Raw genomic sequence first — 14,066 nt, forward strand, 5'->3', positions numbered from 1 at the left:
AGTACCATGTCCAGCCACCGCCCCCTGCGCCTGACCCTCGCCCACATCAACGATACCCACTCCCAGTTTGACCCGACCACCCTGGCCCTGACTCTGCCACAACTGGGGCAGGTATACGCCCCCTGCGGTGGTTACCCCCGCCTGTCGAGCGCCCTGAACCAAGCCAGGGCACAGGCCAGGCGCACCGGCCGGCAACTGTTGGCGCTGCACGCCGGCGACTGCTTTCAGGGCTCGTTGTACTTCTCCCATTACAAGGGCCGCCTGAATGCCATCCTCAACAACCAGCTGGATCTGGACGCCATGGTGTTGGGCAATCACGAGTTCGATCTGGGCAACCCGCTACTGTCGACCTTTGTCCAGCGGCTGCAGTTTCCAGTGCTGGCGGCCAATATGGACCTCAGCCAGGAACGCCCCGACAAAACCAACCCCATGCGCGGTTTGGCTAATTTGCTCGACTACGATCCACAGCAGGCCCGGGGCCGTTACCTGGTCAAACAGCTGGACGGCGAGCCAGTGGCTCTGTTCGGGCTGACGCTGGACAACATGCATGAGCTGGCCTGTGCCGACAGCGACACCCTGTTTCACTCCAGTCTGGAGGTGGCCCGGGCCACCATCGACGCCATCGAGCACGCGGGCATCAACAAAATCCTCATTCTCAGTCATCTGGGCTACGATCGGGATCTGCAGCTGGCCGAACAGCTGGACGGTGTGGCCGCCATCATTGGCGGCCACACCCACGTGTTGCAGGGAGATTTTCACAACCTGGGGCTCGGCGGACGAGATCACTACGCCGTGGTCATCAACAACACCGCCGTGGTTCAGGCCGGCAGCAACGCCCTGTTTCTGGGGCAACTTCAGCTGGATCTGGATGCCGACGGCATCCTCAGGCGTGTCGATGGCGGCAACGCCCTGCTGGTGGGGCAGGCGCTCAGTTCAGACCCCGAGGGCCACCAGCCTCTGGCGCCGGCACAAAAGGAGCGCGCCCTCAACTACCTGGGCCAGCAAGCCAACGTTACCCTGGTGGACAACGATGCGACCCTGCAGACCTTGTTGCAGCAACACTACAAACCGGCCCTGCTGGAGTTTGAACAGCGCATCATTGCCCGGGCACCACAGCCACTGCGCCACCTTAGAATCCCCGATGACCAGGGTGGCAGCCAGGTAGCACCGATGCTGGCCAGAGCCATGCGCTGGCAGGCCAGGCAGTTAGGACACCAGGTGGATTTCGGCCTGCACAATGCCGGCGGCACCCGGGCCTCCATCAGTCCGGGCCCAATCAGTGCCGGTTGGATCGCCGGCACCCTGGCCCCTTTTGCCATCGGCGTGGTCAAATACCGGGTTCGCGGCGATGCCTTAAGCGCCACCCTGGAGTCGGCCATCAACAATGCCCTCAACAACGGGGTAGTCGGCACCGGAACCGGCAGCTACCCTTACGTCTGGGGACTGAAATTCCACTATGATGCCGAGGCCGAGATGGGCCAGCGCATCGTACGGCTGCAGTGCCGTCATCAGGGACACTGGGTCGATGTCGAGCCACGGCGTCAGTACATCGGCGTCTCTACCGGTTATACCGCCGCGGGCAAAGAGGGCTACTACCCGCTGGCACATCTGCCTGAGCCTCCCCAGGAGCTGCAGCTCACCATCGCCGAAGCGGTAATCAACCACTGGCGCCATCTGGGACAACTAGAGCCAATAAATTAAATCCGCAGAGGTGATCGGGGAGTTACTCCCCGCCGAGCGGCGGTGTTACCCTCTCGCCCAACGCCTACCGAACTGATGATGTAAAAACCGGTCCGAAGGCACAAAAAAACCGGGCCAGGCCCGGTTGTAGGCTGCCACCAGCGACTTAGCGCAGCAGGTCTTCCATATCGTCGGTGTCCATATGGCGAACGTCTTTGCCTTTGACGAAATAGATGACGTATTCACAGATGTTCTGACAACGGTCGCCGATGCGCTCCAGTGCCCGGGCCGCCCATAGCACATCGAGAATGCCAGGAATGGAGCGGGGATCCTCCATCATGAAGGTCATCAGCTGGCGAATCACCGCTTCGTACTCACCATCGACCTTGACGTCTTCCTTGTGAATGCGGAACGCCGCATCCACATCCATGCGGGCAAAGGCGTCCAGGGTTTCATGCAGCATCCGCGCCGCATGCCGGCCCATGGCTTCCATGGACACCAGCGTGCCTTTACGGCTGCCGCCCTTAGTCTCCAATACGGTGCGGCCGACCCGCACACAGGCATCACCGATGCGTTCCAGATCGGCAGTGGTTTTGGAGATGGCCAGCACCAGACGCAGATCCGACGCCGCCGGCTGGCGCTTGGCAATGATGCGGGTGCACTCCTCATCGATGGCCACTTCCATGGCGTTGATCTTGCGATCCGTGGCCATCACCTTCTTGGCCAAATCCTGATCCCCGGTTTGCAGGGAGTGCAACGCGTCATGGAGTTGCTGCTCCAGCAACCCGCCCATGGCCATCACTTGGCTGCGGACATCCTCCAGCTCCAGATTGAACTGACCGGAGATGTGTTTTCCCAAGTTATTGTTATCCATTGCCTACAATCCTTATCCGTAACGACCGGTGATGTAATCTTCGGTCTTTTTCTTCGCTGGGGTGGTAAACAGAGTATTGGTGTCGGCGTACTCGATCAACTCGCCCATGTACATGAACGCGGTCTGATCCGACACTCGGGCCGCCTGCTGCATGTTGTGGGTCACAATCACCACGGTGAACTGATCTTTGAGGGTGTGAATCAGCTCCTCGATGGTCAGGGTGGAGATGGGATCCAGGGCCGACGTCGGCTCATCCAGCAACAGCACTTCCGGCTCAATGGCGATGGCGCGGGCGATCACCAGACGCTGCTGCTGACCACCGGACAAGCCGAAGGCGTTGTCATGCAACCGGTCTTTCACCTCGTCCCACAGGGCGGCGCCTTTCAGGGAGCGCTCCACCGCTTCGTCCAGATCGCGGCGGTTGTTGATTCCCTGCAGGCGCAGACCATACACCACGTTCTCATAGATGGATTTGGGAAACGGATTGGGGCGCTGGAACACCATGCCTACATTGCGACGCAGCGAGGCCACGTCCACATGGCGACCGTAGATGTCATCATTGTCGAGCAGGATTTTCCCGTCCACCCGGCAGCTGTCCACCAGGTCGTTCATGCGGTTCAAACAACGCAGCAGGGTGGATTTACCACAGCCTGACGGGCCGATGAAAGCGGTAACCTGGTTGCGCGGAATCTTCATAGTGATGCCCGACAGCGCCTGCTTGTCGCCGTAGTACAGGTTCAGGTTGTCGATGTCGAAGGCAGTCATCTCTGGCGACAGCTGTTTCAGATCCAGCGGCGCCGAGGATTTGTTCAGGGCTTCAATTGCAATCATGGTCATTCTCTCGGCTTAGTGTTCCAGGGAACGGAATTTTTCACGCAGGTGGTTTCGCACCCCGATGGCAGTCAGGTTCAGCGCCACAATGACACTGACCAACAGGAACGAGGTGGCGTACACCAGCGGTCTTGCCGCTTCCACGTTCGGGCTCTGGAAGCCCACATCATAGATGTGAAAGCCCAGATGCATAAATTTACGATCCAGGTGGACGTATGGCCAGTTGCCGTCCACCGGCAGGGTCGACGCCAGTTTCACTACCCCCACCAACATCAGCGGTGCCACCTCGCCGGCAGCACGGGCCACCGCCAGGATCAGGCCGGTCATGATCGCCGGGCTGGCCATGGGAAGGATGATCCGCCACAGGGTCTCGGCCTTGGTGGCCCCCAGCGCCAGTGAACCATGGCGAACACTGCTGGGGATTCGGGACAAGCCCTCCTCGGTAGAGACAATCACCACCGGCAGAGTCAGAATTGCCAGGGTCAAAGCCGACCAGATCACCCCGGGGGTACCAAAGGTCGGGTTTGGCAGCGCTTCCGGATAGAACAGCTCATCCAGTGAGCCGCCCACCATGTAAACGAAGAACCCCAATCCAAACACGCCGTACACGATAGAGGGCACACCGGCGAGGTTGATCACCGCGATTCGAATCAGCCGGGTCAGACCGTTCTTGGCCGCGTACTCATGCAGGTACACCGCCGCAATCACGCCAAATGGCGTCACAATCACCGCCATAAGCAGCACCATGAACACGGTACCGAAGATGGCCGGGAACACCCCGCCTTCGGTGTTGGCTTCCCGCGGATCGTCGCTGACAAACTTGCCGATGGCATGGAGCCAGTGGCCCACCTTGCCCATCAGGCCCAGCTGGTTCGGGTAGGCCACATCCAGCACGCTGTCCATCGGCAGGGTCACCCGCTCACCACGCATGTCCCGCACCACGATGGCATCCTCGGCTGCCTGATCGCGCAGATCAAACAGCTGCTTCTCCAGTACCCGATACTCCTGGTTCAAGGCGTTACGCTTGGCATCGAGATCCGCCAGCGCCTGAGCGGTCAACTGGTTGTTCAGCTCCAGCTTACGCTCATCCAGGCGCAGGCGCTCCAGTTGGTAGTTGATGCGGCCAATGTCCACTTTCTGTAGCTCTTCCGCCTGCTCATGCAGTTCGGCGGTCTTGTCGATGGCCAGTGCCAACTGCGGCTTGAGAGCCTCTCCATCGTAGCGTTTGCCGTCAAAGATCAGCTCCACCGGGTAGCCATAGAAGTTGCCGTTCTTGTTGCGCTCAAACACCGCAATGTCATCCGGCAGCGTCTGCGCCTGAATGGTCGGCTCGATGATCCAACGGAAGTCCAGTGGCACATACTCTCGGTTGCCGGTCTTCACCAGGTAACGGGTAATGAACTCGCCCTCCACCTCAATGTCGATGCCCGACTGCTGCAACCGCTCCAGTGGCACCTGCTCCCGATCGTAGATCTCACCGATGACGCGCTCGATCTGGCCGTTGTTCACCTCAAGATCGAACTGATGCACCGGCGAAGGCCAGAAATACACCAACCCCTTCCAGGCGATCATCAACAACAATCCCAGCACCGCAATCAAGCTTAGGCTGACGGCACCCGCCGTCATCCAGATCCAGGGAGAGCCCGATTTAAACCACTTACCCATTGTCTTATTCCCTTCCATTACAGGGTGCTGTACTTATCACGCAACCGCTGACGGACAAACTCGGCCAACGTGTTGAACATAAAGGTGAAGATAAAGAGCACAAAGGCCGTCAGGAACAATACCCGATAATGGGAACTGCCAATGGCCGATTCCGGCATCTCAACGGCGATGTTGGCGGACAGCGTGCGCATCCCCTCAAACAGGTTCCACTCCATCAGCGGGGTGTTACCGGTGGCCATCAGTACGATCATGGTTTCCCCCACGGCCCGGCCAACCCCCATCATCACCGCAGAGAAGATGCCTGGACTGGCCGTCAGCATCACCACCCGGGTCAGGGTCTGCCAGGTGGTCGCACCCAGCGCCAACGAACCGTTCACCAGGTGTCGGGGCACCGAGAACACCGCGTCTTCGGCAATGGAGAAGATGGTCGGAATGACCGCAAACCCCATGGCAATGCCGACGACCAGGGCATTACGCTGATCGAAGGTGATGCCCAGCTCATTGGTCACAAAGCGACGGGCATCGCCGTCCATAAAGATCGTCTCTACCGCCGGGCTCAGCGACATGGCGCCCCAGCCCACCAGCAACAGAAAGGGCACCAGCATCAATTCACGAAGCTCACCCCAGCGGGAACTTTGAAGGTTGCGCGGCAGGCAGTTCCATAACAGGGCCGCCAGCAGCACCGACAACGGCAATGACAGCATCAGCATAAAGATGCCCGGCAGGTTGTCCTCCACCAGTGGCGCCAGCCACAAGCCCGCCAAAAAGCCGAGAATCACCGTCGGCAGAGCCTCCATGATCTCGATGGTGGGCTTGACAATGCTACGTACCCGACCCGACATGAAGTAGGCGGTGTACACCGCGCCGGCCAGAGCCAGGGGCGTGGCGAACAGCATGGCGTACAACGCCGCCTTCAGAGTTCCGAAGGCCAGCGGCATCAGGCTCAGCTTGGCTTCAAAATCGTCGGAACCCGAGGTGGACTGCCACACGTAGGCCGGCTCGGGATAGCCCTCATACCAGACCTTCTGCCACAGGGCACTCCAGGACACTTCCGGGTGGGCATTGTCCAGTGAGGCGAACCGGAGTTGGTTACCGGACTGAATCGCCAGACCATTGCCCCTTGGTGAAAAAGCCATCAGGGTCACCGGCGTATCACCAAAGGATTCGCTCAGCAGCATGTTCTCGCTGGTGGTGTAGAACAACCGCATCTGGCCGTCGGCGGTGCCGGCCACAAAGCTCTTGCGAAAAAACTCCGAGGCCAGGCTGCGGGTGTCGCCCCCGGAGGAAAACTCACGAATGCGCTCGAAGCGGCGCCCCTCTTTGCTGGCAACCTGAAACCATTGGGAGATCACACCGTTGTCGTTGGCCACCATCAGCGAGCTGGCGCCGGCCAGCAGTTCAATATCGCTGATGACGGCGCCGGATTCCGCCGCTTCCAGTACCTGTTCGATGTGTGGGGAATCGCCCTCCTCGACATTCAGCACCGTCACCCGGTTGCCCGCCAGAATAAACAGCCGGGCCTGATCCGGGGTCAACAACAGCTTTTTGATGGGTTCGGAGGAGCTGGGCAGAGGGTAGTCATTACGGGCCCACTCCACTTCATCGGTGAGAAAGTCCACTTCGGCGCTCATTCGGGTCAGCACCAGATCATTGGAGTCGCTGTCACTCCAGATAAAGGTGCTGCCCTCCGCGCTGGCGGCAAACACCAGCTGATCAATCGCCTCGCCGTCACTCAGCTGCAGCGCTTCAGGTCCGAGAGGATAGCGCAACTGCGGCGTCACTGTGCGCACATCATTGGGGTAGCTGATGGCAAAATCCGGTTGAACCACCCAGACACTGCCATCATCAAGTGCCAACGCCGCACTGCGTTCAGAGGGGTTGCTGCGGGAAAAGCCGGTCACACGAATGCCCGGCGCCATGGGGATCGACAAGGTCGAATCCATGTTATTGGATGTTAATGAAAAAAACTGAACATCCCCAGAAGACGTGATACGGTAAAGGTATTCACGCTGCTCATCGGTACCCAGTTGCACCGTCGATTCGGTGCCCGTTAAGGTGGTGGTAAACCCCGGGGTCAGACTGGCCCCTTTAAATACCGGCGCTACCACATAGAGCAGATAGAAAAAGATCAGTAACAGGGCGATCAGCACCATGATGCCGCCCGCGGTGACACCGTATCTCGCAAGCCGGTCCTTGATCAGGCGCCGATGACTTGCACGGTATTTGTCAGCAATCGTCTGTTCCATCAATATCCTCTAACAAGTGGGAGCAGTCGTTTTTGAATTGGTGTGGAGTATATGTCTGTTGTATGACACTAGTGTTACACCGACCTTCGTAATTCGTTTTAGGAGCCTGTATGGAAAAGTGGATTTTGAGTGTAATCGGCGAGGATTATCCGGGGATTACCGAAACCCTGGCCCAGGCCATTCAGGATAATCAGGCCAACTGGCTGGATGCCAGCCTGCGCCGCATCGGCGATCGCTACGCCGGCATCATCGAGCTGGAAGTGCCCGCCGCCAATCTCCAGCCCCTGAAACAACAACTGGGCACAGTTCGTGGCCTGAGCATCGAGCTGCAACGGGTCACCCCCAAGGTCGCCCCCAGCCTGCAGTTCCATCTGGAGGTGATCGGCAACGATCGCCCGGGCATCGTCGCCAGCGTCACCGAAATCATTCGCGGGCACCGGGCCAACATCGACCAACTGGAAAGTAACCTGGATACCGCCAATCACACCGGCGTGCCGCTGTTCCGCCTCAATATTCTGCTGACCGCTCAGGATGAAGAGCAGCTGGATCGCATGGAGCAGTCGCTGTTTACCCTGGGTGATGACCTGATGGTGGAGTACCAACGCATTACCTAAAGCATGGCAAAAATGTTCTACATTTCATCTTGATGACATTTTTCAGCCAGAGAATGCTGCGCACACTCAATGTAAGGGACGGAAACGATGTCTGCGCAATCCCATTTTCCCTATACCGACAAAGAGCTCAGTTGGCTCGCGTTTAACGAACGGGTACTGCAGGAAGCGGCTGACCCCAGCGTGCCCGTCATCGAGCGGGTGCGGTTTCTGGGCATCTATTCCAATAATCAGGATGAATTCTTCCGGGTACGGGTGGCGGACGTGCGTCGCCAGATCCTCATCGACGAATCCAAGGGCGGCGGTGAGCAGGCCCGGGCTCTGTTGGCGGCCATCAACGCCAAGGTGCTGGCACTGCAGACCAAGTTTGACGACATCTACCTGCAACTGATCCACGATCTTGCCCGACGTAACATCTTCCTGGTCAACGAGAAACAGCTCAGTCAGGAGCAGGGCAAATGGCTCAAGCGCCACTTTAGGGAACGAATTCGCCGCCATATCGTGCCGCTGATCGTGGATCCACACACTGAACTGGCCCGCAGTCTCAATGACGGTACCACCTATCTGGTGGCTGGCATCCGTAAAGGGGAACGCATCACCTACTGCCTGCTCGAAGTACCGACCCTGCAGGTCCCCCGCTTTGTGCAACTGCCTGCCGAGGGCAGCAAAAAACGCAAAACCCTCATCCTGCTGGACAACATCATCCGCCACTGCCTGGAAGAGGTGTTCACCGGCTTTTTCGATTTCGATGCGGTGGAGTGTTTCTCCATCAAACTGACCCGCGACGCCGGATACGACCTGTCCGATGAGATTGAGATGAGCCTGCTAGAGAAGATGTCCTCCGGATTGAAGCAGCGACTGACCGCCGAGCCAGTCAGTTTTGTCTACGACCGGGAGATGCCCAGGCACATGCTGGAGATGCTACAGGACAACCTCAGCATCGCCGGGATCGACTCGATGATTCCCGGCGGTCGCTATCACTGCTTCCGTGACTTTATTGGCTTCCCCAATCCCGGTCGGGCCTATCTGGAGAACCCCAAGATCGCCCCGATGCGAAGTCGCCAGTTCAGCGAATACGCCAACACCTTTGCGGCGATTCGTGCCGGCGACATCCTGCTCTATTACCCCTATCACACCTTCAATCATGTGACCGAGATGCTGCGTCAGGCCGCCTTCGATCCGGCGGTACGCTCCATCAAGATCAACATCTACCGGGTCGCCAAGCACTCGCAGATCGTCCACTCGCTGATCGAGGCGGTAAAAAACGGCAAAGAGGTGTCGGTGGTGGTGGAGCTGCAGGCCCGTTTCGACGAAGAAGCCAACATCGAGTGGGCCAAATTCCTCACCGATCATGGCGTACGCATCAACTTTGGTATTCCGACCCTGAAGATCCACTCCAAGCTGATACTGATCAAACGGCTGGAACAGGGGCAGCTCAAGCACTACGCCCACATCGGCACCGGCAATTTCCATGAAAAGACCGCCAAGATCTATACCGATTTCGCCCTGTTCACCTGCCACGAGGAGATCTGCAGTGAGGTCGACAACGTGTTTGAATTCATCGAACACAGTTATAAGAAATTCAAGTTTAACCACCTGTTGGTGTCGCCCAACGACGCCCGCCGTAAACTGTACAGCCTGATTGACCGTGAGATTCAGAACCAGCTGGCTGGCAAGTCCTCTGGCATCACCCTGAAGATCAACAACCTGGCGGATAAGGGGCTGATCAAGCGCCTGTATGATGCCTCCCGCAACGGCGTCAAGATACGGCTGCTCATTCGCGGCATGTGCTCACTGCAGCCGGGAGTCAAAGGAGTATCAGACAACATCACCGCCATCTCGGTGGTGGATCGCTTCCTCGAACACCCAAGGATCATGGTGTTCAACAACGGGGGCAATCCCAGGGTATTCCTCTCCAGTGCCGACTGGATGACCCGCAACATCGATAAACGCATCGAAGTGGGCTGTCCCATCTACCAACCGGAACTGAAACAGCTGATTCTGGACATCCTTGACCTACAGTTCAAAGACACCACCAAGGCGCGGGTGCTGGACAAGCAACAGCGCAACCACTACGTGAAGCGGGGTAACCGAAAGAAAATCCGATCGCAGATCGCCATCTATGATTATCTATTCGACTATGAAAAACGACTGACCCTGAAGGCACCCGGCCTATGGACCCCAAAATAGACACCACAGACGGCCGCATCCTGGCGGCCATCGATCTCGGTTCCAACAGCTTTCACCTGGGCATCGCCCGGGCGATCGCCGGCGACATCCAGCCCATGCACCGCCTGAAGCAGCGGGTACAGCTGGCAGAGGACAGCGACGACGACGGCAACCTGTGTCCCGCCGCCATCGATCGCGGCCTGGAGTGCCTGAAGCAGTTCAGCCAGCGCCTGAGCGAAATGCAGTTCGACCAGATTCGCATCGTCGCCACCTATGCCCTGCGTCAGGCCCCCAACCGCTACCAGTTTATCGAACAGGCCCGAGCCATTCTGGATCACCCCATCGAGGTGATTCCCGGGCGGGAAGAGGCGCGGCTGATCTTCCACGGCGTCTGCCAGAACCAAGTGGTGGAGCAGCAGACTCTGGTGATCGACATCGGTGGCGGCAGCACCGAGCTGATCATCGGCCAGGGACACACTCCGATCGAACTGGAGAGCCTGTCCATGGGCTGCGTCAGCTTTCAATCGCGGTTCTTCCCCGAGGGAAAACTGTCGTCCAAACGGATGAAACGGGCAATTCTGGCTGCCGAGCAGCAACTGGAACTGTTGCAACAGCGTTATCTTCGCACCGGTTTTCAAGCCGCCATCGGCTGCTCAGGCACCATCAAGGCCATCGCCCTGCTGCTCAATGACGGCGATCTCTCCGCCCCGATCCACCGCCAATCCCTGCAGCAATTGGCGCGGCAGATCGGCGACTGCGATCATGTCGACCAGTTGCCGTTCGAACAGTTGGCCGAGCTGCGGCGTAAGGTGCTGCCATCCGGGCTGGCCATCCTGCTGGCCTGCTTTCGGCAACTGGAGATCGAGCAGATGCAGTACAGTGAGTTTGCCCTGCGGGAAGGGGTACTGAGCGAACTGGCCAATCAACAGTCGCACCTGGACATTCAGGCCAGAACCATCCACTCGCTGCAACAACGCTATCAGCTGGACACCCGCCACAGCGCCCGCATTCAGGCCAGTGCCCAGCAGCTGTACCGCCAGTTTGAGGTCGGTAAGAAACGGCTGGAACGGTGGCTGGAGTACGCCGCGGCCCTGCACGAAATTGGCTTGCAGGTAAACTACCGCGGCATCCACAAACACGGCGAGTACATCCTCAGCAACGCCAACCTGTCCGGCTTTAATACCGAGGAGCAGTGTCTGCTGGCCTTCCTGGTCCGCTGGCAGCGTAAAAAACTGACCGGCTGCCCGTCGCCACAATTGCAGATGCTAAGCAACAGCCAGTTATGGCCGCTGCTGATCGCCCTGAGGCTGTCGATCATGCTGCATCTGGGGCGCCGTCATCACATCGTCCTGCCGCAGTTACAGCAGCAGGCCAAGACCCTGACGCTGACGTTTTCGGCCCAGCTATCCGACGACGACCTGCTGGTGGCGGATCTGGAGCAGGAGCAGCAGCACCTGGCGGAGCTGGGCTGGAAACTGCAATGGCAATGAAGCATCGGAGCCGGCGTTGATGGCCTTGGTACCACTTGGGACAGAACACAAAAAAACCGCCTTATGGCGGTTTTTTTCGGCTTCGGCGAGCGTTACAGCTTGATGCCCAACTTGGCCATGTCCTTGGCAACCACCACCTCAGGCAGTGGCACATAACCGTCTTTGTCGACGATGGTCTGGCCCTGCTTGGACAGTACAAATTTCAGGAACTCCTGAGTCATTGGATCCAGGTCTTTGTTGGGGTGCTTGTTCACGTACACGTACAGGTAACGGCTCAAAGGGTAGCTGCCGTTGGCGGCGTTGGCAGTGGACGCTTCGATGAACTTGCCGCCCTTCTTGGACAGCGGCACCGCTTTGACGCCTGCGGTCTTGTAGCCGATACCGGAGTAACCGATGGCATTGAGGCTGGTGGACACAGACTGGACCACGGAAGCGGAACCGGGCTGTTCGTTGACACTGGCCTTGAAGTCTCCTTTACACAGGGCTTTTTTCTTGAAGTAGCCGTAGGTACCGGATACCGAGTTACGACCGTACAGCTGCACGTCTTTGCCGGACCAACTGGCACTCAGGCCCAGGTCGCCCCAACGGTTCACATCCTTGCCGCCACACTTGCGGGTGGAGGAGAAGATGCCATCCACCTGCTTGATGGTCAAACCGTCAATGGGGTTGTCCTTGTGAACAAACACCGCCAGGGCGTCGATGGCAACGCGTACCGGCGTTGGCTTATAGCCGAAGCGCTTCACAAAGGCTTCCTCCTCGTTTGGCTTCATCTTACGGCTCATCGGGCCGAACTGGGAGGTGCCTTCGGTCAGGGCCGGTGGCGCCGTTGAGGAGCCGGCGGCCTGAATCTGGGGGTTCACGTTGGGGTACAGGCGCTTAAACTCTTCCGCCCACAGGGTCATCATGTTCGCCAGGGTATCGGAACCCACAGAGGAAAAATTACCAGAGACACCGCTGGTCTTTTGGTAGGTTGCCAGGGCCGGATCGATGGCCGCAGAGGTAGCCGAAGCGAAAAGGGTGGCTGCAGCAAAGCCGAGTGCACTAGCAAGTTGTTTGATTTTCATTTGGATTACTCCAGTATTTTTCGTAATCAGGTTTCGTTGACGGCTGCCAGTATCGACCGCGAAGATGACACTTATGTGACTGCGACATGATCCATAAATGACAGTCATGCCTTTTCAGTCTGTTGGACCACAATCAGGTTGGCGGGAATGGAAAAGCCAAAGCGACTTCCCTTACCCGGAGTGCTGTGGATGTCCAACTGGCTGTTGTGATGACTCAGGGCGTGCTTAACAATGGCCAGTCCCAGGCCACTGCCGCCGGTCTGGCGGGAGCGAGCCCTATCGACCCGGTAGAATCGCTCCGTAAGCCGGGGAATATGCTCCAGCGCAATCCCTTCACCGCAATCCTGCACCTCGAAACGACCCACGTCGCCAAGGCGGCGCCAACTGATTCGAACCTCGGTACCCGCCGGCGAATAGTGCACGGCGTTTTGTACCAGGTTGGCACAGGCGCTGCGAATCTGCAGTTCATCACCGTACATATGCAGCCCGGGATCAATATCCAGCACCAGTTGATGCTTACCCGCCGACAACGCCAGCGCTTCATCATGGACCTGGTTCAGTACCTCGGTCATGTCGATTCTGTGTTCCGGATCCACCTGGGTCGACACTTCAATCTTCGACAGCGTCAGCAGTTGATCCACCAGGCTCTTCATCCTCTGGGTCTGATCCGTCATCGCCGATACCTGCTTTTCGTCCATGGCCGGCGACATGGCCATCATCTCCAGGTAGCCCTGCAGCACAGTCAATGGCGTCTTCAACTCATGGGACACATTGGCCACAAAATCCCGGCGCATCTCCTCCAGTTGCCGCAGCCGGGTTACGTCCCGGGCCAGCAGCAGTTTCTGGTTGTCGCCGTAGGCCATGATTCGAATCTCCAGCAGCCGGGATTCCGACGCCGACGAGGTCATCTCAATGGGATCGTCATACTGGTTGCTGTGCAGGTAGCTGGAAAACGCCGGATAGCGAATCAGGTTGTCAATCCGCTGACCCGCATCCTGAGGCCAGTGAATCCCCAGGTGCAGCTCCGCCAACTTGTTGCACCAGGCGATCTGCCCCTCGTGGCCCATCACCACCGCCGCATCGGGCAGGGCCTCAGCCCCCTCACGGAAACGGGACAACAGTCGTGCCAGTTGCGAACGACGCCGGCGATTTTTCCCCTGCAGCCGGTAGATGCCATTGAAGATCGGTTCCCAGCTGCCAGTGCCGTGGGGCGGAGTCAGGCGACGATCTTTCCACAACCAGTGGGCCAGCCGCGCCAGATGGCGATAGTGGTATCCCAGCAGTACCCAGGTACCGATCAGCAACAGCAGGGTGACCTGGTCCAACAACAGCCCCACCAGTCCCCACAGTGAGAACCAGATAGCCAGACGGCCGGCGAGTCGGTAACCTGAGTACTCTTCAAACATTCAGTCAATAGCCTTGTTGAGTGACGCGTC

General features: G+C 58.5%; 10 protein-coding genes. 4 read left to right on the forward strand and 6 right to left on the reverse strand.

From position 1 onward, the window contains the following. Window positions 1-6 precede the first annotated feature (6 nt). Window positions 7-1,701: a bifunctional metallophosphatase/5'-nucleotidase gene (locus BLT77_RS07405; protein ID WP_090364201.1), complete on the forward strand. Its 1,695-nt coding sequence runs from the start codon at window positions 7-9 to the stop codon at window positions 1,699-1,701. A 145-nt stretch (window positions 1,702-1,846) separates the two neighbouring features. On the opposite strand, the gene phoU is transcribed toward BLT77_RS07405, so the two are convergent. Genes phoU through BLT77_RS07425 form a run of 4 tightly spaced genes read right to left on the reverse strand, consistent with a single transcriptional unit; the run spans window position 1,847 to window position 7,296 of the window. Continuing rightward, window positions 1,847-2,554, reverse strand: coding sequence for a phosphate signaling complex protein PhoU (phoU, locus tag BLT77_RS07410; RefSeq protein WP_090364204.1), 708 nt, complete (start codon window positions 2,552-2,554; stop codon window positions 1,847-1,849). Between the two features lie 12 nt (window positions 2,555-2,566). Continuing rightward, entirely contained in the window at window positions 2,567-3,385 is an 819-nt protein-coding gene (pstB, locus tag BLT77_RS07415; protein ID WP_090364418.1) for a phosphate ABC transporter ATP-binding protein PstB, read from the reverse strand. 15 nt (window positions 3,386-3,400) lie between these two features. After that, window positions 3,401-5,050: a phosphate ABC transporter permease PstA gene (pstA, locus tag BLT77_RS07420; RefSeq protein WP_090364206.1), complete on the reverse strand. Its 1,650-nt coding sequence runs from the start codon at window positions 5,048-5,050 to the stop codon at window positions 3,401-3,403. Between the two features lie 17 nt (window positions 5,051-5,067). Continuing rightward, window positions 5,068-7,296, reverse strand: a complete 2,229-nt coding sequence (locus BLT77_RS07425) for an ABC transporter permease subunit (RefSeq protein WP_090364209.1) — start codon at window positions 7,294-7,296, stop codon at window positions 5,068-5,070. Window positions 7,297-7,406: 110 nt separating this feature from the next. On the opposite strand from BLT77_RS07425, the gene BLT77_RS07430 reads away from it, so the two are divergent. The 3 genes from BLT77_RS07430 (at window position 7,407) to BLT77_RS07440 (ending at window position 11,566) form a co-directional block, all read left to right on the forward strand. Next, complete coding sequence (locus BLT77_RS07430) at window positions 7,407-7,910, forward strand: glycine cleavage system transcriptional repressor (RefSeq protein ID WP_090364212.1); 504 nt, start codon at window positions 7,407-7,409, stop codon at window positions 7,908-7,910. 87 nt (window positions 7,911-7,997) lie between these two features. Then, window positions 7,998-10,097 (forward strand): polyphosphate kinase 1, encoded by a 2,100-nt coding sequence (ppk1, locus tag BLT77_RS07435; protein WP_090364214.1) that lies wholly within the window; start codon window positions 7,998-8,000, stop codon window positions 10,095-10,097. Continuing rightward, a complete protein-coding gene (locus BLT77_RS07440) occupies window positions 10,082-11,566 on the forward strand; it encodes a Ppx/GppA phosphatase family protein (RefSeq protein WP_090364217.1) in 1,485 nt (494 codons plus the stop codon). The genes ppk1 and BLT77_RS07440 overlap by 16 nt, the downstream gene beginning before the upstream one ends. A gap of 92 nt (window positions 11,567-11,658) precedes the next feature. On the opposite strand, the gene BLT77_RS07445 is transcribed toward BLT77_RS07440, so the two are convergent. Both BLT77_RS07445 and phoR read right to left on the reverse strand, forming a co-directional pair. Further along, a complete protein-coding gene (locus BLT77_RS07445; RefSeq protein ID WP_090364220.1) occupies window positions 11,659-12,630 on the reverse strand; it encodes a PstS family phosphate ABC transporter substrate-binding protein in 972 nt (323 codons plus the stop codon). Window positions 12,631-12,734: 104 nt separating this feature from the next. Further along, window positions 12,735-14,036 carry a phosphate regulon sensor histidine kinase PhoR gene (gene phoR, locus BLT77_RS07450; protein WP_090364222.1) on the reverse strand — a complete coding sequence of 434 codons (1,302 nt, stop codon included), beginning with the start codon at window positions 14,034-14,036 and terminating at the stop codon, window positions 12,735-12,737. Window positions 14,037-14,066: the final 30 nt, after the last annotated feature.

Origin of the sequence: Ferrimonas sediminum (assembly GCF_900100175.1) — a bacterium.
Taxonomy (GTDB): domain Bacteria; phylum Pseudomonadota; class Gammaproteobacteria; order Enterobacterales; family Shewanellaceae; genus Ferrimonas; species Ferrimonas sediminum.